The sequence below is a fragment of the Pseudomonas sp. MSSRFD41 genome (genome assembly GCF_014230245.1).
Lineage (GTDB): Bacteria > Pseudomonadota > Gammaproteobacteria > Pseudomonadales > Pseudomonadaceae > Aquipseudomonas > Aquipseudomonas piscis.
This window is the reverse complement of the sequence record NZ_JACKZK010000001.1, coordinates 440,092-459,888: the sequence shown is the minus strand read 5'-3', so window position 1 is coordinate 459,888 and position 19,797 is coordinate 440,092. Positions and strand designations below refer to the sequence as shown.

Below are 19,797 nucleotides of genomic sequence, written 5' to 3'. Positions count from 1 at the left end.
AAAAAAGGGAGCCTTGATGGGCTCCCTTTTTTGTACGGCGTTTACGCTTATTTCACGGTCACTGTGATTTTCTTCGAAACGATCACCGGGTCGAACGGTACGTGGTTCTTGTCCCCCAGTTCCAGCTGAAGGGTGTGCTTGCCCGGGGCCAGGGTCACTTCGGTCTCGGTCTGGGCCTTGCCGAAGTGCAGGTGGTTGGCGTCCATCGGAATCGGCAGGTTCTCGGCCGGTAGCTGGTCGACATCGATCAGCAGGTGGTGATGGCCAGTGTTGGCGGTCTGGTCGCCCGCTGGCGCCAGGGCGATGCCCTCGACCCCGAACTTGACCTTGAAGGTCTTGTCCACGGTTGCTCCATCAGCCGGGGAAACAATCGACACCTTGGCACCGGCAGGGGCCTGCGTACGAGGAATTTCAGCCGCGCCGGCGAGCATCGAGGCTCCCAGCAACAAACCCGCCAGGGCCGCACAAGACATATACTTTTTCATTATCTTCTCCAGTTTTCCGCGATTCTTTTACGGTTATGACAACTTTGTGGCTGTTCGTTGTCGAAGGCACTCAACACCTTAGCAAAGCGAGCCTGAACAGCGCATCGCTCACATGAATTCAAGGAGTGACCATGCGTTTTTTGCCTGGCCTGATACTTTTGCTGCCCCTGGCGAGCACCTGCGTCCACGCCGAGTTGATGGATGACATCAACGACCGCGGGGAACTGCGTATCGCCCTTGAAGCCGATACTCCACCCTTCAACTTCAAGGATGACGGCAAGCTCAGCGGCTTCGAAGTCGAGCTGGGGCAGTTGCTGGCCAGCGAACTGGACGTGCGCGCGGACTTCGTGGTGACCGACACCGACGAGTTGCTGCCCGGCGTCGAGAGCGGAAGGTTCGACGTGGCCATCAATCACATAGCAGTGACACCGGAGCTCAAGGACCGTTTCGACTTCAGCGAGCCCTACAGCTACTCCAGCGCCCAACTGATCGTGCGCAAGGAAGAGCAGCGCCCGCTGTTTTCCCTGCAATCCCTGCGTGGCCGAGCCCTGGGCGTGGCCCAGGGCAGCCAGTTCGTCGACCAGGCGCGGACCGTCGAAGGCATCAACCTGCGTAGCTATGCCGATGCCCAGCAGCCGATCAAGGATGTGGCGGACAAGCAGATCGACGCCGCCATCAGCGACCGCCTGCTGATACCCTATGCGATTCGCGACAGCCGCCTGCCGGTGAAGGAAGGCGCCAAGGTGGGACCGACCCTCAGCCTGGCGATCCCCTTCCAGAAAGGCAACCCGGCATTCCGCGCCAGCCTGGATAGCGCCTTGCAGCGGATCAAGGCAGATGGCCGGCTGATGGCCCTGTCGGAGAAATGGTTCGGCATGGACGCCAGCAAGCCGCCCAAGGGCCAGGCCGAGCAATAAGCCTGACCTGTAGCCGGCGCAGGACGCAGGGACTTCATGGCCGCCAGAGGTTGGCGGGAAAGCACCCAGCAAGGCTCTTCAGGCCTTTTCGCAGCCTCGCAGAAACTCGACAGCGGCTACGAGGACAAGGCAGCGAGGGCGCTGGCGGCCTCGCGCAGTTGCAGTTCGCTGAAGACCTGCACACCGTGCTGCTTGAGCAAGGCGGCGGTGACCCCCTCTCCCGGGACCTTGACCCCACTGAAGGTGCCGTCATAGGTCCACAGGTTGCCGCAAGACGGGCTGTTGGCCTTGAGCACGGCAATACGGATGCCATGCTTTTCCACCAGGGCCAAAGCCTGCCGGGCCCCGCAAAGGAACTCGGCGCTGACGTCTTCACCTGCCGTGCTCATCACCGGCGCCCGACCCTGCAGCACATCGATGCCCTGGCCGCCCGGGATTTCCGCCGCGGCCCGCGGTGTCGGCAAGCCACCAGCCACTTCCGGGCACAGGGCCACCACCCGCCCCTCCTGCTGCCAGGCCGCCAACTGATCGAAAGGACCACTGGCGCCGCCGTCGTAGCGTACGCGGTGGCCCAAAAGGCAGCGGCTGACCAGGATCTTGTGCATCGTCAGAACGGCTCGTTGCCACGGCGCCGGAACCAGCCGGTCAGGGACAGGCGCTCGCGGGTCGCGGGCAGGACCTCATGGGGCAGCTCGCCGGAGAGGAACACCACCAGCCGGCCGCCGAGCGGGTCGACATCGTGCTGCCCCTGGTCCTCGAGGTACATGCGCAATTGCCCGCCATGCTCGGGCAGCCATTGCGAGTTGAGGTAGATCACCGCCGACACCATGCGCCGGTCATCGTCGCGAAAGCGGTCCACATGGCGCTTGTAGAAGGCACCCGGCGGATACATCGCGAAATGGCACTCGAAATCCTCCAGGCCGAGGAACAGGCCACGGTTCAAGGCTTCGCGCAGGCTGTCCATGAGCGCCAGGTAGGCGTCGCTGGCCTCGGCCTGGCCGGGTTCGAGCCACTGGATATGGTCGCCACGGATACCCTCGCGGATTTCCTGGGCGAGCCCGCGCCCGACCGCCGCTGGAGCCAGTTCGCCCTCGGCCGCGCGTTTACGGCACTCGGCAGCCAGGTCGAGGGTCAGAGCCTCAGGCAGGAAAAGATCCTGCTGCGACCAGCCACGGGCGGCCAGGTCGTCGACGATGCTCAACAACAGCGGATGATCAGAGGGTATGTGCATGGCGCGCATAGTATCCAGCCGCAGATAAATCCGACAGAGCCGCAGGGCGGCAGATTCAGCTTTTTTTCCAACGCGCCTGGAACCGTGACTTCATCTGATACGAATTCTCGACAACCACCGCCTTGCCCCGGAGAATAGTCGCCTGCTGACAGGAGTCCTTATGCGTCGTTTGCTTTTCTCACTGTTGATGTTCTGCGCCTTGCCTGCCTGGGCAGACAGCCACGACCAGTTGTACAAGGTCGCCGGTTGGGCAGAGCAGCGCGCGCATTTCAGCGATGCCCTCAACGCCGCCCAGCAGCGTTACCAGAACAGCCTGCCGCCAGCGGTCTACCAGGCCCTGGTGGAAAACAGCAACCAGCGCTTCGCGCCCCAGTCGGTGGATCGCCGCGCCGAGGAGCAACTGCGCCAGAACCTGGCCGACCCCGCTCCCGCCCTGGCCTTTTTCCAGTCGCCCCTGGGCCGCAAGATCGTCGCCGCCGAACTACTGGCCACCCGCCGCGACCAGCTGGCCAAGAATGCCCAGGGCTTGCCGAAGATGCAGGCCAGCGATAATCGCCAATTGATCATCGGCCACCTGGCCCAGGCCCTGCCCGCCCGCGAAGCCGGCGCGGAAGTCAGCCTGGCCATCGCCGGGGTCGCCGCCGACAGCCTGAGCCAGATGATTCCCGGCTTGCTGGGCAACGGCCAGGCCCAGGGCATGCTCAATGGCCAGCGCCAGCGCCTGATGCAGCAGATCGGCAATGACCTGAACAACACCCTGCTGTACGTCTACCGGGACCTGTCCGACACGGAACTGGAAGAGTTCGCCACTTTTGCCGAGTCCGCCGAAGGCAAGGCCTATTACCAGGCGGCCCTGTCTGCGATCCGCGCCGGCCTGGCGGTGGGCCAGAGCACCTCCAGCCTGGCTCCCTGACCCGGCTACTCACCTGCCCCTGCCGAGCCCGCGAGGCAGGCGCGCTCCCGGGACTCAAACGTGCCGGGTCAGGAAGGCGAAATACTGGTCGCGGTACAGCGGCACCTCGTTGGCCAGGTGGTGCCGCGCTTCCGGCAGCATCAGCACCTCGGGTGCGCTGAACTTGCTGCGGATCACTTGCAGGTTGTGCTGCCAATCCACGGTCATGTCCGCCTGCCCCTGCACGATCACCGGCTGCCGGTCGCTGCGCGGGGCCGCCTCCAGCCGCTTGATCCAGCGCGCCAGCGCACCGACCCAGGCCGTCGGCAGGCGCTGGGGTTGCAAGGGGTCGGCCTGGAGGAAGGCGAGGAAGTCGTGGTCGTTGGAGTTCTCGCTGAAACGCCGGGCAATGCCGCTTACGAAGGGCCGCAACAGGTAGTAGCTGAACAACGACCAGCCCCAGGCCCGTGGCCGCACCAGCGGCGAGAGCAAGATCACCTGGCCCTGGGCCGGGCTCTGGGCGCCCTGGTGCAGCAGGTGGTCCATGACGATCGCCCCGCCGGTGCTCTGCCCGAACAGGTGCCAGGGCTGGGGCAATTCCAGGGTCCGCGCCTGCTCGAACAGGCCCTGCAATACCCGCTGGTACACCGCGAAATCGTCGATGCTGGCGCGCTCGCCGCTGGACAGTCCATGCCCCGGCAGGTCGCAGGAAATCACCACGAAGTCGCGCTGCAGCGCCCACTCGATTACATGCCGGTACAAGCCCATGTGATCGTAGAAACCATGGAACAGGAACAGCGTCGCCCGGGTTTGCTCCGGCCACCAGGCCTGGGCGACCACCTCATAGCCATCCACCTGGAAGCGCCCCAGGCGACTGCGCGGCACCCGGGCGCGGTCGGCGAAATCCAGCCCGTAGAAACGCTGGTAGGCCTGGCCCTGGGCCGACAGCGGCTGGCCAGCCGCCAGGGGTTGCAGGCTGGCACGCAGGAGGTCGGGGTCGAAGGTCATGGGCAGGGAGGTTTGCAAAACGGGGACACCAGAGCAAAACGGGCTTTATGGGCCTGCGATATTCATCTGTCGCGGCAAGCATGGCAAGCTACGCGACCTTCGAGGACCTATCTCCATGCGCCAGCCCTACCGCACATCCCTGCTCGCTAGCCTGCTCGCCCTGATCTGCGCCGTGGTCCTGTGGAGTGCCTACGACTGGTTCCAGGGTCGCTACCTGCGGGCCTTCAGCGAGCACACCGCGATGTTCTCCGGCGATCCATTGCAACTGCCCGCCGAACTCGCCGGACCGGGAGCGATCCGCCTGGTGCACTTCTGGGACCCGGCCTGCCCTTGCAACGTCGGCAACCAGCAGCACCTGGCCGAACTGATCGAAACCTACGGCCCACGGGGCGTGGAGTTCTATTCGGTGCGCAAGGCCGGCAGCCACGGCCAGTTGCCGGTCACCCTGGAGCGCCTCAAGTCCCTGGAGCACCTGCCCGGCGCCGAGCAGATTCCCGCCAGCCCCGCCGTGGCGATCTGGGACCGCAACGGCAAGCTGGCCTACTTCGGCCCCTATAGCGAAGGCTTGACCTGCAACTCCAGCAACAGCTTCATCGAGCCCATCCTCCAGGCCTTGCAAGAAGAGCGCGCGGTCAGCGCCACCCATACCCTGGCGGTCGGCTGCTATTGCCCATGGGCCAACGGCGCCGAGCAAGGCATTCGCGACTAATCGAGGACTGCCTCCTGCGCACCGCAGGCCAGATGTGCTACATGTCTGCTGCCCGACCAGGGCGGCACCGAACATAACAACGCAGCAAGGAGCCCGCATGAAACGCAGCCTCACCATCGTCGCCGTGTTGATCCTCGCCCTGTTGGTGGGCCTCGGCGGCTACCTGTACAGCAAGCAGCCGGTGCGTCAGGGCCAGGTGGAGCTCAGCGGCCTGCAGGGCTCGGCCACGGTGCGCTACGACGAGCGCGGCGTACCGCATATCCGCGCGGAGAACGAAACCGACCTGTACCGCACCCTGGGCTACGTGCATGCCCAGGACCGGCTGTTCCAGATGGAAGTGCTGCGCCGCCTGTCCCGTGGCGAGCTGGCCGAGATTCTCGGGCCCAAGCTGCTGGACACCGACAAGCTGTTCCGCAGCCTGCGCATCCGCGAGCGGGCCGACAGCTACGTGGCCGGGCTCGACCGCCAGTCTCCCGCCTGGCAAGCCCTGCAAGCCTACCTGGACGGTATCAACCAGTATCAGGACAGCCACCCACGGCCCATGGAGTTCGACATCCTGGGCATCCAGAAGCGGCCCTTCACCGCCGAAGACACCGTCAGCGTCGCCGGGTTCATGGCCTACAGCTTCGCCATGGCGTTTCGTACCGAACCGCTGATGACCTACATTCGCGACCAACTGGGCAACGACTACCTGAAGGTGTTCGACCTGGAGTGGCAGCCCAAGGGCGTCCTGGCCAACGGCAAGACCCCAGTCACGCCGCACCTGGCCGCCATCGACTGGCAGGACCTGGCGCGAATCGGCCACCTGAGCCAGCAGGCCCTGGCCGACGCCGGCCTGCCGCAATTCGAAGGCAGCAACGCCTGGGCCGTGTCCGGCAGCCGGACCAAGAGCGGCCGCCCGCTGCTGGCCGGCGACCCGCATATCCGCTACTCGCTGCCATCGGTGTGGTACGAGGCCCAGCTCTCGGCCCCGGGCTTCGAGCTCTACGGCCACTACCAGGCGCTGGTGCCGTTTGCCTTCCTGGGTCACAACCTGGACTTCGGCTGGAGCCTGACCATGTTCCAGAACGACGATCTGGACCTGATCGCCGAGAAGGTCAACCCGCAGAACCCCAACCAGGTCTGGTTCCATGACCAATGGGTGGACCTGATCAGCAGCGAGCAGCAGATCGCCGTCAAGGGCCAGGCACCGGTGACCCTGACTCTGCGCCAGTCGCCCCATGGCCCGATCATCAACGACATGCTCGGCAGCACCGTGGGCAAGGCCCCGATCGCCATGTGGTGGGGATTCCTGGAGACGCCCAACCCGATCCTCGACGGCTTCTACCAGCTCAATCGCGCCGACACCCTGCCCAAGGTCCGGGCGGCCGCGGCCAAGGTCCATGCGCCGGGACTGAACATCGTCTGGGCCAATGCCAAGGGCGATATCGGCTGGTGGGCCGCCGCCCTGTTGCCCAAGCGCCCGGCCGGAGCCAAGCCGAGCTTCATCCTCGATGGCAGCACCGCCCTGGCGGACAAGGATGGCTTCTACCCCTTCAGCGCCAACCCCCAGGAAGAAAACCCGGCCCGGGGCTACATCGTCTCGGCCAACTTCCAGCCGACCTCCCCCACCGGCATGGAGATTCCCGGCTACTACAACCTGCCCGACCGAGGCCAGCAACTGGATCGCCAGCTCAGCGACAAGACGCTGAAATGGGACCTGGAGAACACCCAGAAGCTGCAACTGGGCACCACCACCGCCTACGGCCCGCGCTTGTTGGCGCCTTTGCTGCCAGTGCTGCGCGAAGTGGTCGTAACCCCCGAGGAACTCAAGCTGGTGGAGCAACTGGCGCAATGGCAAGGCGACTATCCGCTGGAATCCACCAGCGCCACCCTGTTCAACCAGTTCCTGTTCGAACTGGCCAACGCCACCTTCCATGAAAAGCTCGGCGATGCCTATTTCGACGCCCTGATCCAGGCCCGGGTGGTGGATGCCGCCCTGCCGCGCCTGGCGGCAGACCCCGACTCGCCCTGGTGGGACGACCGCACCACAGCGCAGCGGGAAAGCCGTGCCGATACGGTGAAACAAGCCTGGCGCGCCAGCATCGACCACCTCAAGCGCACCCTCGGGCCAAACCCGGCGCAATGGCGCTGGGGCAGTGCCCACACCCTGACCCATGGCCACCCGCTGGGCATGCAGAAGCCCCTGGACCGCGTGTTCAACGTCGGGCCGCTGGAGGCCCCCGGCAGCCATGAGGTACCGAACAACCTCACCAGCAAGATCGGCCCGGCGCCCTGGGCGGTGGTCTACGGCCCTTCGACCCGGCGCATCATCGACTTCGCCGACCCGGCCCATAGCCTGACCATCAACCCGGTCGGCCAGAGCGGTGTGCTGTTCGACAAGCACTATGACGATCAGGCCGAGGCCTACATCGAAGGGGTTTACCAGCAGGCGCACTTCAGCGAAGAGGAAGTCACCGCCAACACCCGCAGCACCCTGAAGTTGCTGCCGGCGCGCGTCGCCCAGTAATGGATCCGCCCAGGTCGGCCGCGGGATCGTCTACAGGGCCCGACGCAGCCGGCCTGGAGCCCTGAAACTGGCAGCGCAGATCGAGGCCGCCATCAAGGCCGGCGCCACCGCGAGGAAGTGGCCACGACACTGGCCACGGCGATTTCGCTGAATGCCGCAGCGGCCTATATCTATTCGCTGAGCACGCTGGAGGCGTATGACAACCTGAAAGGAAATGCCAGGCTAAGGAACGTGTAGGAGCGAGGCTTGCCCGCGATGGACTTCAGAGCGCTGCGTTTATCCCGTCAACACGCGCTAGCGTCAACGGCCCTCGCGAGCAAGCCTCGCTCCTACGGGGATCACCTCGCGTAACTGGCTGGCATTGGTCAGTTACGCGAGGTTTTTTCAGGGCGATACGCCGGTCAGGCGGTTTCCGCCCGCTGCGGCCGACGAACGTCCGGCTGTTTCCAGGAGTCGGCGGCGCTCTCTTCGATGGCTTGCTGGATCGCCCGCTTGCGGGCCTCCTCGGCGCGCCGGCTGAAGAACCAGACCAGGAAGGTCACCAGCGATACCGCCAGCAGGATCAGGCTGGCCACCGCGTTGATCTCCGGCTTGACCCCCAGGCGCACCGCCGAGAAGACTTCCATCGGCAAGGTGGTGGAGCCCGGGCCGGACACGAAGCTGGCCAGCACCAGGTCGTCCAGCGACAGGGCGAAGGACATCATGCCGCCCGCCGCCAGGGACGGGGCGATCATCGGGATGGTGATCAGGAAGAACACCTTGAACGGCCGTGCTCCCAGGTCCATGGCTGCTTCCTCGATGGACAGGTCCAGCTCGCGCAGGCGCGCCGACACCACCACCGCCACGTAGGCGGCACAGAAGGTGGTATGGGCGATCCAGATGGTGGCGATGCCACGCTCCTGGGGCCAGCCGATGGCCTGGGCCATGGCCACGAACAGCAGCAACAGCGACAGGCCGGTGATCACCTCGGGCATCACCAGTGGCGCGGTGACCAGGCCGCCGAACAGGGTGCGACCCTTGAAGCGGCTGATCCGGGTCATGACGAACGCCGCCAGGGTGCCCAGGGCCACCGCCGCCACGGCGGTATAGCAGGCGATTTCCAGGGAGCGCAGCACCGAGCCCATCAGCTGGGTGTTGTCCAGCAGGCCGACATACCAGCTGACCGACCAGCCGCCCCACACCGTCACCAACCGCGAGGCGTTGAACGAGTAGATCACCAGGATCAGCATCGGCAGGTAGATGAACAGCAGGCCCAGGACCAGCATCAGGTTGGAGAAACTGAAGCGCTTCATTCCTTGGCCTCCATTTCTTTGGCCTGGCTACGGTTGAACAGGATGATCGGCACGATCAGGATCGCCAGCATCACCACCGCCAGGGCCGAGGCTACCGGCCAGTCGCGGTTGTTGAAGAACTCCTGCCACAGCACCTTGCCGATCATCAGGGTCTCCGGGCCGCCGAGCAATTCAGGAATCACGAACTCGCCCACCACCGGGATGAACACCAGCATGCAGCCGGCGATGATGCCGTTCTTGGACAGCGGTACGGTGATCCTCCAGAAGCTGTTGAAGGTTCCCGACCCCAGGTCGGCGGCGGCTTCCAGCAGGCTCGGGTCATGCTTGACCAGGTTGGCGTACAGCGGCAGCACCATGAACGGCAGGTAGGAATAGACCACGCCGATGTACACCGCAAGGTTGGTGTTGAGGATCTGTAGCGGTTCGCTGATCCAGCCCATGGACATCAGGAAGCCGTTGAGCAGGCCGTTGTTGCTGAGGATGCCCATCCAGGCATAGACGCGGATCAGGATCGCGGTCCAGGTCGGCATCATGATCAGCAGCACCAGCACGGTCTGCATTTCCTTGCGGGCACTGGCGATGGCATAGGCCATCGGGTAGCCGATCAGCAGGCAGAGGATGGTGCTGATGAACGCCATCTTCAGCGAGCCGAGGTAGGCGGCGATGTACAGCTCGTCGTCCCCGAGCATCGCGTAGTTGCCCAGGTTCAGCAGGATCTGCAGCTTCTGGTCGACGTAGCTGTAGATCTCGGTGTACGGCGGGATGGCCACGTCCGCTTCGGCGAAGCTGATCTTCAGGACGATGAAGAACGGCAGCATGAAGAACAGGAACAGCCAGATGAACGGGATCCCGATGACCAGCTGGCGGCCTCCAGGAATTATTCGGTCGAGTCGGCGCTTGAGCTTTCGCATGTTCATGAGCGCAGTACCACGCCGCTGTCGTCTTCCCACCACACGTAGACCTGGTCACCCCAGGTCGGCCGCGCGCCACGGCGCTCGGCGTTGGCGACGAAGGATTGCACCAGCTTGCCGCTCGGCAGCTCGACGTAGAACACCGAATGGCCACCCAGGTAGGCGATGTCATGGACCTTGCCGCTGGACCAGTTGTACTCGCAGGTCGGCATCTCGGCGGTCACCAGGAGTTTTTCCGGGCGGATGGCGTAGGTCACCGACTTGTCCTGGACCGAGGTGCTGATGCCGTGGCCGACGTAGATGTTGCGGTCCACGTCCTTGCAGGTGATCAAGGCATGGCCTTCGGCATCGTCCACCACTTCGCCCTCGAAGATGTTGACGTTGCCGATGAACTCGCAGACCAGGCGGCTGACCGGGGTCTCGTAGATATCGATCGGGCTGCCGATCTGGGCGATCCAGCCCAGGTGCATGATGGCGATGCGCTCGGCCATGGTCATGGCCTCTTCCTGGTCGTGGGTCACCATCACGCAGGTCACGCCTACGCGCTCGATGATCTCCACCAGCTCCAGCTGCATCTGCGAGCGCAGCTTCTTGTCCAGGGCACCCATGGGCTCGTCGAGCAGCAGCAGCTTGGGTCGCTTGGCCAGGGAGCGGGCCAGGGCCACGCGCTGGCGCTGGCCGCCGGAGAGCTGGTGCGGCTTGCGCTTGGCGTACTGGCTCATCTGCACCAGCTTGAGCATCTCCGCCACCCGGGCGTCGATCTCCGCCGAAGGGATCTTGTCCTGCTTGAGGCCGAAGGCGATGTTCTGGGCCACGGTCATGTGCGGGAACAGCGCATAGGACTGGAACATCATGTTGATCGGCCGTTCGTAGGGCGGCATGTCGGTGATGTCCACGCCATCGAGGAAAATCCGGCCCTCGGTAGGCCGTTCGAAGCCGGCCAGCATGCGCAACAGGGTGGACTTGCCCGAACCGGAGCCGCCCAGCAGGGCGAAGATCTCGCCTTTCTTGATCTCCAGGGACACATCGTCCACGGCCACCGTCTCGTCGAACTTCTTCGTGACCCGGTCGATCTTGACCAACACCTGCTTGGGTGTCTGGTCGCCCTCGAGGGCTTTCTTATAGGCGCCGGAGGCAACTGCCATTTGCGAAACTCCCAACAAAATTTTCAGCCCGCCCCTGGTGGACGGGTCCCGGATAGTTTGAGCCTGTAGAACTATTTACCCGTCTTGACCTTGGTCCAGCTGCGGTTCATCAAGCGTTGGATACTGGCTGGCAACTCTATGGACACGTAAGTCTTGTCGAGCACGGCCTGCGGTGGATAAACCGCTTCATCGGCGCGGATGGACTGGTCCATCAACTTGTCCGACCCGGGGTTGGGGTTGGCATAACCGACGTAGTCACTGACCTGGGCGATCACCTCAGGTTGCAGCAAATAGTTGATGAAGGCGTGGGCCTCGTTGACGTTGCTCGAGTCCTTGGGGATGGCGAGCATGTCGAACCACAGGGCACCGCCTTCCTTGGGGATGGCGTAGGCGATGTTCACGCCCTTGCCGGCATCGGCAGCCCGGGCCCGGGCCTGGAACACGTCGCCGGAGAAGCCGATGGCCACGCAGATATTGCCGTTGGCCAGGTCCGAGATGTACTTGGACGAGTGGAAATAGGTCACGTAGGGGCGTACCGCCAGGAGCTTGGCCTCGGCCTTCTTGTAGTCCTGGGGATTGGTGCTGTTGGCGTCCAGCCCCAGGTAGTTGAGCACCGTGGGCATCATTTCGTCGGCGGAATCGAGGAAGGCCACGCCGCAGCCGCTGAGCTTCTTGATGTTCTGCGGTTCGAACAGAGCGCTCCAGGAGTCGATCTTGTCCACACCCAGGGCGGCCTTCACTTTCTCGACGTTGTAGCCGATGCCGTTGGTGCCCCACAGATAAGGCACCGCGTATTGGTTGCCCGGATCGTTGGCTTGAAGGCGCTTGAGCAACTGCGGGTCGAGGTTGGCATAGTTGGGCAACAGGTTCTTGTCGAGCTTCTGGAAGGCCCCGGCCTTGATCTGCTTGCCCAGGAAGTGGTTGGACGGCACCACCACGTCGTAGCCGGTGCGGCCGGCCAGCAACTTGCCTTCCAGGGTTTCATTGGAATCGAACACGTCATACAGCGGCTTGATACCCGTGCTCTTTTCGAAATCTGCCAGGGTGCTCTGACCGATGTAGTCGGACCAGTTATAAATATGCACGGTCGATGCCGCCTGGGCGCTTGCCACCAGCGTCAGGCTGGCGGCGGCCAGCATGGCTTTGCGAAATAAAGTAGTAGGCAAGTGGAGGTCCTCTTGAATAGTTGGGCCAAAGTTGCCCCGCGCTACCTGACAGCCCCCAAGCTGCCCAGCAACAAAACCGGCGCGCAACTTACCCTCGATAAACCAATCCAGCAAAACTTTCTGTCATTTATTTATTTCCTGTTGCCGCCCTCGCCATGACGACGGCAACAGGCATCGCTGCAAATCGGCTTATTTGCCGGATTTGATCTTGGTCCAGCTGCGGGTCAGGATGCGCTGGGTCGCGGCCGGCAGGTCGGCGATCGCGTACAACTTGGCCTGGACATCGGCAGGAGGGTAGACGCCTGGGTCGCTGGTGATGTCTTTATCGACCAGAGGAGTGGCGGCCGCGTTACCGTTGGGGAAACGCACGGCGTTGGTGATCTCGGCCATGATTTCCGGCTTCTGCAGGAAGGTCATGAACTTGTAGGCGCCCTCGACGTTTTCCGCATCCTTGGGAATGGCGACCATGTCGTAGAAGCTGCCAGCACCTTCCTTGGGAATGTTGTAGCTGACCTTGACCTTGTCACCGGCCTCGGCGGCGCGGGCCTTGGCCTGGTAGATGTCACCCGAGTAGCCCACGGCCACGCAGATGTTGCCGTTGGCCAGGTCCGAGATGTACTTGGAAGAATGGAAATAACCGATCGAAGGACGGATCTTGAGGAACAGCTTCTCGGCCTCGTCCAGTTGTTTCTTGTCCTGGCTGTCGGTCGGATAACCCAGGTAATGCAGTGCCACCGGGATCATCTCGGTCGGCGAATCGAGGAAGCTGATGCCGCAGGACTTCAACTTCTCGGCGTTTTCCGGCTTGAACAGCAGGTCCCAGGAGTTAGTCGGAGCGTCGGCACCCAGTGCGGCCTTGACCTTCTCGGCGTTGAAGCCGATGCCGATCGAGCCCCACATGTAGGGGAAGGCATGCTTGTTGCCCGGGTCGCTCACCGATACCGCCTTGAGCAGCGATTCGTTGAGATTCTTCCAGTTCGGCAACTTGGATTTATCCAGTTCCTGGTAGACACCAGCCTTGATCTGCTTGGCCAGGAAGTTATTGGAAGGCACTACCACGTCATAACCGGACTTGCCGGCCAGCAACTTGGCTTCCAGGGTTTCGTTGCTGTCGAACACGTCATAGACCACCTTGATGCCGGATTCGGCTTCAAACTTCTTGATGGTGTCCGGCGCGATGTAGTCGGACCAGTTGTAGACGTGCAGCACTTTATCGTCCGCTTGTGCCGCCGTCGCCATCACGCCCATCAGGGACATGGCGAGGAGGGTCTTGCCAGCTAACTTCATACCTAATGCCTTCATGCGTAATGCTCCAATTGTTCTTTTTAAGCACATTCTCGGTGACCCGCTGCCGGGTGCCACTGTCCGGGCCCCCTGAAAACGGCGGCTAGTCTGGCAAGATCCAAGGCCGGCTTTCAAGGCAAGTTCCGGCCTTTATATCCGCTTTGAGCGCAGTGCCCGCAAGCACTGCGCTCAAAGCCTAGCACTCAGCCCCGCAGCGCACCCAAGGTCAGGTCCAGGCACTTGCGCGCCTTGGCCACCAGCTCGTCGATTTCCGCCTCGCTGATCACCAGCGACGGGGCGATGATCATGGTGTCGCCCACGGCACGCATGATCAGGCCGTTGTCGAAGCAGAACTGCCGGCAGATCATGCCCACGCCCCGGCCTTCGTAACGCGCCCGAGTGGCCTTGTCCTTGACCAGTTCGATCGCCCCCAGCATGCCCAGGCCGCGAACTTCGCCCACCAGCGGGTGGTCGCTGAGCTCGCGCAAACGCTTCTGCAAATACGGTGCCGTCCGGTCATGTACCTTCTCGACGATTTTCTCTTCGCGCAGGATGCGGATGTTTTCCAGGCCCACCGCCGCTGCCACCGGGTGGCCGGAATAGGTGAAGCCGTGGTTGAAATCACCGCCCTCGCTGAGCACTTTGGCCACGGTGTCACGCACCACCACACCACCCATGGGGATGTAACCGGAGGTCAGGCCCTTGGCGATGGTCATGAGGTCAGGTGCAAGGTCGTAGTAGTCGGAGCCGAACCACTGGCCGGTACGGCCGAAACCGCAGATCACTTCGTCGGCGACGAAGAGGATTTCGTATTTGGCGAGGATCTCCTTGATCTTCGGCCAGTAGGTTTCCGGCGGGATGATCACACCGCCCGCGCCCTGGATCGGCTCGGCGATGAAGGCCGCGACGTTGTCCTCGCCGACTTCGAGGATTTTCTTCTCCAGTTGCTCGGCAGCCCACACACCGAACTCATCCGGCGTCATGTCGCCGCCTTCGCCGAACCAGTATGGCTGCGGGATATGCACGATACCCGGGATCGGCAAGCCGCCCTGCTCGTGCATGCCGCTCATGCCGCCCAGGCTGGCGCCGGCCACCGTGGAGCCGTGGTAGCCGTTGATACGGCCGATGATGGTCTGCTTCTTCGGCTTGCCCTTGAGCGCCCAGTAGTGACGGACCATGCGCAGCACGGTGTCGTTGCCCTCGGAGCCGGAGCCGGTGAAGAACACGTGGCTCATGCCTTTGGGCGCGACGTCGATGATCGCCTTGGCCAGCTCCAGCGCCGGCGGGTGGGCGGTCTGGAAGAACAGGTTGTAGTACGGCAGTTCGCGCATCTGCTTGCTGGCCACTTCGGCCAGTTCATCGCGGCCGTAACCTACGGCCACGCACCACAGGCCGGCCATGCCGTCGAGGATCTGGTTGCCTTCACTGTCCCACAGGTACACACCCTTGGCATGGGTGATGATCCGCGGCCCCTTCTCCTTCAACTGGTTGAAGTCGCTGAAGGGTGCCAGGTGGTGATCACTGCTGAGGGTTTGCCACTCGCGGGTTTGCGGGTTTTTATGAGTCATCAATGTCTCCTTGGTATCAGTGAAGGCGCCACCGACGGGCAGCGGCGCCTGGCGTATCAGACGGCGAACAACAGGAATTCCCTCTCCCAGGAACTGATCACGCGCTTGAAGTTTTCATGCTCGGCTCGCTTGACCGCGACGTAGCCGGTGATGAACTTGTGGCCCAGGTACTTCTCGATGGTCTTGCTGTTTTCCATGCGCTCCAGGGCGTCCTCGATGGTCAGCGGCAGGCGCAGGTTGCGGCGCTCGTAACCACGGCCCACCACCGGTGCGCTCGGGTTGTGCCCTTCGACCATGCCGATGAAGCCGCACAGCAGGCTGGCGGCGATGGCCAGGTAGGGGTTGGCGTCGGCACCCGGCAGGCGGTTTTCCACCCGGCGGTTCTGCGGCCCGGCATCCGGCACCCGCAGGCCCACGGTGCGGTTTTCCTCGCCCCACTCGACGTTCACCGGCGCCGAGGTATCGGGCAGGAAGCGGCGGAACGAGTTGACGTTGGGGGCGAACAGCGGCAGCAACTCGGGGATGAACTTCTGCAAGCCGCCGATATGGTTGAGGAACAGCTGGCTCATGGTCCCGTCGTCGTTGGAGAAGACGTTCTTGCCGGTGCTGATGTCGACGATGCTCTGGTGCAGGTGCATGGCGCTGCCCGGCTCGCCGGTCATGGGCTTGGCCATGAAGGTGGCGGCCACATCATGCTTGAGCGCCGCTTCGCGCATGGTGCGCTTGAACACCAGGATCTGGTCGGCCAGGGACAGGGCGTCGCCGTGACGGAAGTTGATCTCCATCTGCGCCGTGCCGTCCTCGTGGATCAGGGTGTCGAGATCCAGCTCCTGCAACTCGCACCAGTCGTAGACGTCCTCGAACAGCGGGTCGAATTCGTTGGCGGCCTCGATGGAGAACGACTGGCGCCCGGTTTCCGGACGCCCGGAGCGGCCCACCGGCGGCTGCAGCGGGTAGTCGGGGTCGTCGCTGCGCTTGGTCAGGTAGAACTCCATTTCCGGCGCCACGATCGGCTGCCAGCCATGGTCGGCATAGAGCTTGAGGACCTTCTTGAGCACGTTGCGTGGCGACAGCTCGATGGGGTTGCCTTGCTTGTCGTAAGTGTCGTGGATCACCTGGGCGGTGGGCTCGATGGCCCAGGGCACCAGGTACACCGCGTTATGGTCCGGGCGACAGATCATGTCGATGTCCGCCGGGTCCAGCAGTTCGTAATAGATGTCGTCTTCGACATAGTCGCCGGTCACGGTCTGCAGCAGCACGCTCTCGGGCAGGCGCATGCCTTTTTCGGCGATGAACTTGTTGGTCGGCGAGATCTTGCCCCGGGTGATACCGGTCAAGTCGCCGATCAAGCATTCGACTTCTGTGATCTTGTGGTCTTTCAACCAATCGGTGAGCTGGTCGAGGTTGGTACTCATAAATGCCTCTAGGCTGAGTTTCCTGACTCTCTATTAAGTCAGGCGTTGTGTGACGCCTGGGCGTCGCGCTGTTTTGCCCGCTCGCGGCAGGCATCACCAAAAGCCTGGAAGATGGCCAGGTAGTGAGGATTGCAGCTTACCTGCCATTCGGGGTGCCATTGCACCCCCAAAGCAAAAGCCTTGCTCCTGTCTACGGAAATCGCCTCGACCAGCCCGTCTGGAGCACGCGCCTCGACCCGCAAGCCCGGAGCCAGACGCTCCAGGCCCTGGGCATGGATGGAATTGACTTGCAGGGTTTGCGGCAGGCCCAGGTCGGCCAGCACGCCACCGGCCTCGACATGCAGGTCATGGGCCGGGGCGTACCAGGCATCCAGGGGCTGGCCAGGTTCATCCCCATGGCGGTGGTCCATGAACGGCGGCACCTGGTGTACGTCCTGGTGCAGGCTGCCGCCCAGGGCGACGTTCATTTCCTGGAAGCCGCGGCAGATCCCCAGCACCGGAACCCCGGCCTCGACGGCGGCCCGCAGCAGCGGCAAGGTGGCGGCGTCCCGTGCAGAATCATGAGCAGTGCCCGGCGCGCTGGCCTGGCCCTGGTAATGGAAAGGTTCGATATTGGAGGGGGAACCGGTAAAGAGGATGCCGTCCAGTCCGTCCAGGATATCGCACGGTGCCAGCAACGCAGCCAGGGATGGGAGGATCACCGGCAGGCCCTGGGCCGCGGTGGCCACCGCCTGGACATACTCGTCGCCACTGATGTGGTAAGCGTGCAGACCGATCTGCCTGGAGCAGGCGGTGACGCCGATTAACGGCCGGCGAGACATGAAACACCCCGGTATTATTGATGTTATGGGTTTGAGCCGAGCTTAGCCTTGTTCATTTTTTTACACAACACCCCTGTAAAAGATACAACACAGCTCACTCAAGCACGGGGTGGACAGGGTGCCCAAACCCATAAAAGCGCCCTGTTTTACGGCAAAAATGCCCCGCCAGCCCTTTATTAGGGCATAAAAGGCCTCGCTTGACTTCGGCATGCCGTTCGGGTTGACTGAAACCAGAAAAGATCAATGATTGATATTTTTAACAACAAAGGTATTGCATCATGTCGGTACCCCCGCGTGCCGTTCAGCTTAACGAAGCGAACGCGTTCCTTAAGGAACATCCTGAGGTCCTGTACGTCGACCTTCTGATTGCGGATATGAATGGTGTGGTGCGCGGCAAGCGCATCGAACGCACCAGCCTCCACAAGGTCTACGAGAAGGGCATCAACCTCCCGGCTTCCCTCTTTGCCCTGGATATCAATGGCTCCACGGTGGAAAGCACCGGCCTGGGCCTGGATATCGGTGATGCCGACCGGATCTGCTATCCGATCCCCGATACGCTCTCCAACGAACCCTGGCAGAAGCGTCCCACCGCACAGCTGCTGATGACCATGCACGAACTGGAAGGCGAGCCGTTCTTCGCCGACCCCCGTGAAGTGCTGCGCCAGGTAGTGAGCAAGTTCGACGAACTGGGCCTGACCATCTGCGCCGCGTTCGAGCTGGAGTTCTACCTGATCGACCAGGAGAACGTGAACGGCCGTCCACAGCCTCCACGCTCGCCGATCTCCGGCAAGCGCCCGCAGTCGACCCAGGTCTACCTGATCGACGACCTCGACGAATATGTCGATTGCCTGCAGGACATCCTCGAAGGCGCCAAGGAACAAGGCATCCCGGCCGACGCCATCGTCAAGGAAAGCGCCCCGGCGCAGTTCGAAGTCAACCTGCACCACGTCGCCGACCCGCTCAAGGCCTGCGACTATGCGGTATTGCTCAAGCGCCTGATCAAGAACATCGCCTACGACCATGAAATGGACACCACCTTCATGGCCAAGCCTTACCCAGGCCAGGCGGGCAATGGTCTGCACGTCCATATCTCGGTGCTGGACAAGGATGGCAAGAACATCTTCACCAGCGAGGATCCCGAGCAGAACGCCGCGCTGCGTCACGCGATCGGCGGTGTGCTCGAGACCCTGCCAGCGTCGATGGCGTTCCTGTGCCCGAACGTCAACTCGTACCGTCGTTTCGGCGCCCAGTTCTACGTGCCGAACGCGCCGAGCTGGGGCCTGGACAACCGCACCGTGGCCCTGCGCGTACCTACCGGCACGCCGGACGCAGTGCGTATCGAGCACCGGGTTGCCGGCGCCGACGCCAACCCCTACCTGCTGATGGCCGCAGTGCTGGCGGGCGTGCACCACGGCCTGACCAACAAGGTCGAGCCCAGCACCCCGATCGAGGGCAACGCCTACGAGCAGGTGGAGCAGAGCCTGCCGAACAACCTGCGCGACGCCCTGCGCGAGCTGGACGACAGCGAGATCCTCAACAAGTACATCGATCCGAAGTACATCGACATCTTCGTCGCGTGCAAGGAAAGCGAGCTGGAGGAGTTCGAACACTCCATCTCCGACCTCGAGTACAACTGGTACCTGCACACCGTCTGAACGGCTGGCAGCCAAGAACGCCGCGTGGCCCAAGGCTCGCGGCGTTTTTTTATGCCCCTGATACGTGATCGCGGCTCGTGCCTGCCACTACAGGAAACAGCGCCCTCGCGTACAATGCCGGCTGCCCGACAGGAGACCCCGATGACCCGCACCGCCCCTCTTCGCAAGCCCCAGGCTCGCAGCCAGGCCCGGATCGACTCGATACTCGACGCCGCCCGCACCCTGCTGGCCGCCGAGGGCGTGGCCAGCCTGTCGATCTACAGCGTGGCCGAAAGGGCGCAGATTCCCCCCTCATCGGTCTATCACTTCTTCGCCAGCGTCCCGGCCCTGCTGGAAGCCCTCACCGCCGATGTCCACGCTGCGTTCCGCGCCTGCCTGCAGGCCCCCATCGAGCACGACCAGCTCACCAGCTGGCGGGATCTGTCACGCCTGGTGGAGCAGCGCATGCTGGCCATCTACGACGAAGACGCCGCGGCCCGCCAGTTGATTCTGGCGCAACACGGCCTCACCGAGGTGACCCAGGCCGACCGCCAGCATGACCTGGAACTGGGCGAGCTGATGCTCCAACTGTTCGACCGGCACTTCGAACTACCTGCACTGCCCCGGGATGTGGACGTGTTCGCCCTGGCCATGGAACTGGGCGATCGGGTGTATGCCCGCTCGGTACAGCAGCACGGGCAAATCACCGCCCGCATGGCCGAGGAAGGCATGCGAGTGTTCGATGCCTACCTGGGCCTGTACCTGCCGCCCTACCTGCCCAAGCGCTCCACGCAGCCCTGAAGCCGGACC

Annotated in this window: 18 protein-coding genes and 1 pseudogene; 7 read left to right on the top strand and 12 right to left on the bottom strand. The window is 63.2% G+C overall.

Translation table 11 applies throughout. The features are described from left to right. Positions 1–47 precede the first annotated feature (47 nt). Entirely contained in the window at positions 48–485 is a 438-nt protein-coding gene (locus tag H7A76_RS02190; protein WP_185696993.1) for a DUF4399 domain-containing protein, read from the bottom strand. Between the two features lie 131 nt (positions 486–616). Here H7A76_RS02190 and H7A76_RS02185 point away from each other — a divergent pair, with 131 nt between their 5' ends. Then, positions 617–1,402, top strand: a complete 786-nt coding sequence (locus H7A76_RS02185; protein ID WP_185696992.1) for a transporter substrate-binding domain-containing protein — start codon at positions 617–619, stop codon at positions 1,400–1,402. Between the two features lie 116 nt (positions 1,403–1,518). On the opposite strand, the gene H7A76_RS02180 is transcribed toward H7A76_RS02185, so the two are convergent. Both H7A76_RS02180 and H7A76_RS02175 read right to left on the bottom strand, forming a co-directional pair. Further along, a complete protein-coding gene (locus H7A76_RS02180; RefSeq protein WP_185696991.1) occupies positions 1,519–2,007 on the bottom strand; it encodes a DUF523 domain-containing protein in 489 nt (162 codons plus the stop codon). A 2-nt stretch (positions 2,008–2,009) separates the two neighbouring features. Further along, the gene (locus H7A76_RS02175; protein WP_185696990.1) at positions 2,010–2,642 is read right to left on the bottom strand and encodes a 2OG-Fe(II) oxygenase; all 633 of its coding nucleotides are present in this window, start codon (positions 2,640–2,642) and stop codon (positions 2,010–2,012) included. Positions 2,643–2,793: 151 nt separating this feature from the next. Between H7A76_RS02175 and H7A76_RS02170 the strand changes: the two genes are divergently transcribed. Beyond that, entirely contained in the window at positions 2,794–3,546 is a 753-nt protein-coding gene (locus tag H7A76_RS02170; RefSeq protein ID WP_185696989.1) for a DUF2059 domain-containing protein, read from the top strand. A 54-nt stretch (positions 3,547–3,600) separates the two neighbouring features. Here H7A76_RS02170 and H7A76_RS02165 read toward each other — a convergent pair whose 3' ends face one another. After that, positions 3,601–4,539: an alpha/beta hydrolase gene (locus H7A76_RS02165; RefSeq protein WP_185697253.1), complete on the bottom strand. Its 939-nt coding sequence runs from the start codon at positions 4,537–4,539 to the stop codon at positions 3,601–3,603. Between the two features lie 109 nt (positions 4,540–4,648). Between H7A76_RS02165 and H7A76_RS02160 the strand changes: the two genes are divergently transcribed. The 3 genes and pseudogenes from H7A76_RS02160 to H7A76_RS02150 form a co-directional block, all read left to right on the top strand. Continuing rightward, positions 4,649–5,242 carry a DUF6436 domain-containing protein gene (locus tag H7A76_RS02160; RefSeq protein ID WP_185696988.1) on the top strand — a complete coding sequence of 198 codons (594 nt, stop codon included), beginning with the start codon at positions 4,649–4,651 and terminating at the stop codon, positions 5,240–5,242. Between the two features lie 97 nt (positions 5,243–5,339). Continuing rightward, entirely contained in the window at positions 5,340–7,751 is a 2,412-nt protein-coding gene (locus tag H7A76_RS02155; protein WP_185696987.1) for a penicillin acylase family protein, read from the top strand. A gap of 82 nt (positions 7,752–7,833) precedes the next feature. Further along, positions 7,834–7,988: pseudogene (locus H7A76_RS02150) on the top strand (carboxymuconolactone decarboxylase family protein); the annotation flags it as partial. Between the two features lie 164 nt (positions 7,989–8,152). Here H7A76_RS02150 and H7A76_RS02145 read toward each other — a convergent pair. From H7A76_RS02145 to H7A76_RS02110, 8 genes are all read right to left on the bottom strand, one after another. Then, positions 8,153–9,043 carry an ABC transporter permease subunit gene (locus tag H7A76_RS02145; RefSeq protein ID WP_185696986.1) on the bottom strand — a complete coding sequence of 297 codons (891 nt, stop codon included), beginning with the start codon at positions 9,041–9,043 and terminating at the stop codon, positions 8,153–8,155. After that, on the bottom strand, positions 9,040–9,960 hold the full coding sequence (locus H7A76_RS02140; protein WP_185696985.1) for an ABC transporter permease subunit: 921 nt from the start codon (positions 9,958–9,960) through the stop codon (positions 9,040–9,042). Before H7A76_RS02140 ends, H7A76_RS02145 begins: the two co-directional genes overlap by 4 nt. Then, positions 9,957–11,099 carry an ABC transporter ATP-binding protein gene (locus H7A76_RS02135; RefSeq protein ID WP_053133831.1) on the bottom strand — a complete coding sequence of 381 codons (1,143 nt, stop codon included), beginning with the start codon at positions 11,097–11,099 and terminating at the stop codon, positions 9,957–9,959. The genes H7A76_RS02140 and H7A76_RS02135 overlap by 4 nt, the downstream gene beginning before the upstream one ends. Positions 11,100–11,170: 71 nt before the next feature. Next, the gene (locus H7A76_RS02130; protein WP_185696984.1) at positions 11,171–12,265 is read right to left on the bottom strand and encodes a polyamine ABC transporter substrate-binding protein; all 1,095 of its coding nucleotides are present in this window, start codon (positions 12,263–12,265) and stop codon (positions 11,171–11,173) included. Positions 12,266–12,454: 189 nt separating this feature from the next. Further along, positions 12,455–13,552, bottom strand: coding sequence for a polyamine ABC transporter substrate-binding protein (locus tag H7A76_RS02125; RefSeq protein ID WP_022641705.1), 1,098 nt, complete (start codon positions 13,550–13,552; stop codon positions 12,455–12,457). 200 nt (positions 13,553–13,752) lie between these two features. Then, the gene (locus tag H7A76_RS02120; RefSeq protein WP_185696983.1) at positions 13,753–15,117 is read right to left on the bottom strand and encodes an aspartate aminotransferase family protein; all 1,365 of its coding nucleotides are present in this window, start codon (positions 15,115–15,117) and stop codon (positions 13,753–13,755) included. Positions 15,118–15,173: 56 nt separating this feature from the next. Next, positions 15,174–16,532, bottom strand: coding sequence for a glutamine synthetase family protein (locus tag H7A76_RS02115; RefSeq protein ID WP_022641707.1), 1,359 nt, complete (start codon positions 16,530–16,532; stop codon positions 15,174–15,176). A 38-nt stretch (positions 16,533–16,570) separates the two neighbouring features. Further along, the gene (locus tag H7A76_RS02110; RefSeq protein WP_185696982.1) at positions 16,571–17,353 is read right to left on the bottom strand and encodes a gamma-glutamyl-gamma-aminobutyrate hydrolase family protein; all 783 of its coding nucleotides are present in this window, start codon (positions 17,351–17,353) and stop codon (positions 16,571–16,573) included. 278 nt (positions 17,354–17,631) lie between these two features. Here H7A76_RS02110 and H7A76_RS02105 point away from each other — a divergent pair, with 278 nt between their 5' ends. Together H7A76_RS02105 and H7A76_RS02100 are read left to right on the top strand one after the other, a co-directional pair. Further along, complete coding sequence (locus H7A76_RS02105) at positions 17,632–19,008, top strand: glutamine synthetase family protein (RefSeq protein WP_185696981.1); 1,377 nt, start codon at positions 17,632–17,634, stop codon at positions 19,006–19,008. A 141-nt stretch (positions 19,009–19,149) separates the two neighbouring features. Continuing rightward, on the top strand, positions 19,150–19,788 hold the full coding sequence (locus H7A76_RS02100) for a TetR/AcrR family transcriptional regulator (RefSeq protein ID WP_185696980.1): 639 nt from the start codon (positions 19,150–19,152) through the stop codon (positions 19,786–19,788). The last annotated feature ends 9 nt before the right edge of the window (positions 19,789–19,797 follow it).

What these genes read in the sequence shown, in the direction of transcription:
- H7A76_RS02105 (WP_185696981.1), top strand. Translation starts at nt 17,632, where the DNA reads ATGTCGGTACCCCCGCGTGCCGTTCAGCTTAACGAAGCGAACGCGTTC.
- H7A76_RS02185 (WP_185696992.1), top strand. Translation starts at nt 617, where the DNA reads ATGCGTTTTTTGCCTGGCCTGATACTTTTGCTGCCCCTGGCGAGCACC.
- H7A76_RS02170 (WP_185696989.1), top strand. Translation starts at nt 2,794, where the DNA reads ATGCGTCGTTTGCTTTTCTCACTGTTGATGTTCTGCGCCTTGCCTGCC.
- H7A76_RS02140 (WP_185696985.1), bottom strand. Translation starts at nt 9,960, where the DNA reads ATGAACATGCGAAAGCTCAAGCGCCGACTCGACCGAATAATTCCTGGA.
- H7A76_RS02100 (WP_185696980.1), top strand. Translation starts at nt 19,150, where the DNA reads ATGACCCGCACCGCCCCTCTTCGCAAGCCCCAGGCTCGCAGCCAGGCC.
- H7A76_RS02175 (WP_185696990.1), bottom strand. Translation starts at nt 2,642, where the DNA reads ATGCGCGCCATGCACATACCCTCTGATCATCCGCTGTTGTTGAGCATC.
- H7A76_RS02180 (WP_185696991.1), bottom strand. Translation starts at nt 2,007, where the DNA reads ATGCACAAGATCCTGGTCAGCCGCTGCCTTTTGGGCCACCGCGTACGC.
- H7A76_RS02155 (WP_185696987.1), top strand. Translation starts at nt 5,340, where the DNA reads ATGAAACGCAGCCTCACCATCGTCGCCGTGTTGATCCTCGCCCTGTTG.
- H7A76_RS02120 (WP_185696983.1), bottom strand. Translation starts at nt 15,117, where the DNA reads ATGACTCATAAAAACCCGCAAACCCGCGAGTGGCAAACCCTCAGCAGT.
- H7A76_RS02160 (WP_185696988.1), top strand. Translation starts at nt 4,649, where the DNA reads ATGCGCCAGCCCTACCGCACATCCCTGCTCGCTAGCCTGCTCGCCCTG.
- H7A76_RS02190 (WP_185696993.1), bottom strand. Translation starts at nt 485, where the DNA reads ATGAAAAAGTATATGTCTTGTGCGGCCCTGGCGGGTTTGTTGCTGGGA.
- H7A76_RS02115 (WP_022641707.1), bottom strand. Translation starts at nt 16,532, where the DNA reads ATGAGTACCAACCTCGACCAGCTCACCGATTGGTTGAAAGACCACAAG.
- H7A76_RS02145 (WP_185696986.1), bottom strand. Translation starts at nt 9,043, where the DNA reads ATGAAGCGCTTCAGTTTCTCCAACCTGATGCTGGTCCTGGGCCTGCTG.
- H7A76_RS02110 (WP_185696982.1), bottom strand. Translation starts at nt 17,353, where the DNA reads ATGTCTCGCCGGCCGTTAATCGGCGTCACCGCCTGCTCCAGGCAGATC.
- H7A76_RS02125 (WP_022641705.1), bottom strand. Translation starts at nt 13,552, where the DNA reads ATGAAGTTAGCTGGCAAGACCCTCCTCGCCATGTCCCTGATGGGCGTG.
- H7A76_RS02135 (WP_053133831.1), bottom strand. Translation starts at nt 11,099, where the DNA reads ATGGCAGTTGCCTCCGGCGCCTATAAGAAAGCCCTCGAGGGCGACCAG.